Source organism: Spirosoma harenae (genome assembly GCF_054776975.1).
On record NZ_BAAHBD010000050.1, the window covers coordinates 1 to 1,504 of the forward strand.

Consider the following 1,504-nt stretch of genomic DNA (forward strand, 5'->3'; position numbering starts at 1 on the left):
TTCCTTCTCTTAGTATTTGGACCCAGCCCTTCAGGGTCTGGGCAGGAGCATTCTTCTCCAGCAGGGCATAGTGAACCACCGCCTGATAATAGTATAACCCCGTCGGCAAATCTACCCCCTCACTGCTCTTGCCATCCCAGCTCAGACTACCCCCCACACTCTCGTACACCTTCGAGCCCCACCGATTATACACCACAAACTCAACCCGCTCCACAAACCGTGGACACTTCAGCGGCTGAAACACATCATTCTTCCCATCCCCATTGGGCGTGAACACATTCGGAAGCTCAAAACTCGGACACGATTCCACACACACCACATTCGAGGGACCACTCTCCAGACCCCGCCGGCTCACCGCCGTCACATAGTAACAGCCCGCCACCGTCGTCAGATTGGTGTGATCAAAACTCGTCGTGGGTACCGCCACACTGCTCAGCAGACCCAGCGTGTCCCCCTGGTAACGGCCATAGTAGATCTTATAACTCGCCAGATTGGCATCACAGTTCACACTGCTGGTGGGCTGCCAGCGGACCTTGTTGACAAAGCTGCTCTGGTCACACAGGGCCTCACTGCTCAGACTGTTGCACACCAAACTGTCCACTCTCAGCACCGGCGGGCAGGGACGGGTCGTGTCAGCGGGGGCCGCACACTGAATCTGGCTGTAGTTGTCACCCACCCTCAAGCGAGCCAGCTGGATATCCAGGTACTGCCCCCGGGTCATCACCCGGTAGCAGTAGCTGCTGTCAGCGGTCAACACCCGACTCGTGTTGCCATCGGCCACAAACTGGTCCGACCCATCATCGGTGTAGGTGTAGGAGCCGGGGCCACTCACACTCACCTCAGCGATCTTGTTGAAGACGCCCTGAGCCCCCGTGCGGCTGCGGTACACATCGTGGATCTTGTTGTCGTTGCTCCAGGGCACATTAGCCTGCCAGCTCAGGCGGATCTGCCGGTTGACGGGGCTGGCCGTCAGCCGTACCGAGGAGGCCGCTTCGGTCACATCCAGGCGGGTGAGCTGGCCGTTGAGGGTGTAGTAGAACTCGAGTCGATACCGATACGCATTGCCATCGGTGTTCAAAGCCGAGCTGGAACTGCCCTTGTCCACATACAGGGTGTCGCCAACGGTGGGCAGCAGCCCGGTGTTGATGGTAGCCAGGGGCACAAAGGCGGTGCCGGTGAGCCCTTCGGCTCGCTGGAGTCGGTACTGGTAGGGACCCGGCAGATCACCGGGGTTGAGGCCCAGAGGCCGGGTCCAGCGGACGCTGATCTGGCCTCTGGTGGCATCGGTGGAGTCGACGCTGACCTGGGTGATGACCGGCGCCAGCAGGGGCACTTGCAGGCAGGCCAGGTTGGAGGCTTTGCTGACTCCGCCGTTGGCCCCGCCATTGGGATCGGGGTAGAGGGCCAGGGTGAGGTAGCCGTAGGAGACCCCTCGCTGGAGGGTGGAGGTGTCGGTGTAGGTAGTGGCGTTGAGGGGCAGCTCAGCAATCTTGACATAGCCTGC

2 protein-coding genes are annotated in these 1,504 nt (G+C 60.6%); one reads left to right on the top strand and one right to left on the bottom strand.

The features are described 5' to 3' along the window. Positions 1 to 382, bottom strand: a 382-nt coding sequence (locus tag ACYVE4_RS31735; protein ID WP_461044447.1) for a gliding motility-associated C-terminal domain-containing protein, incomplete at its 3' end; no start/stop codon positions are given. 15 nt (positions 383 to 397) lie between these two features. On the opposite strand from ACYVE4_RS31735, the gene ACYVE4_RS31740 reads away from it, so the two are divergent. Next, on the top strand, positions 398 to 1,504 hold a 1,107-nt coding region (locus ACYVE4_RS31740; protein ID WP_461044448.1), incomplete at its 3' end, for a hypothetical protein.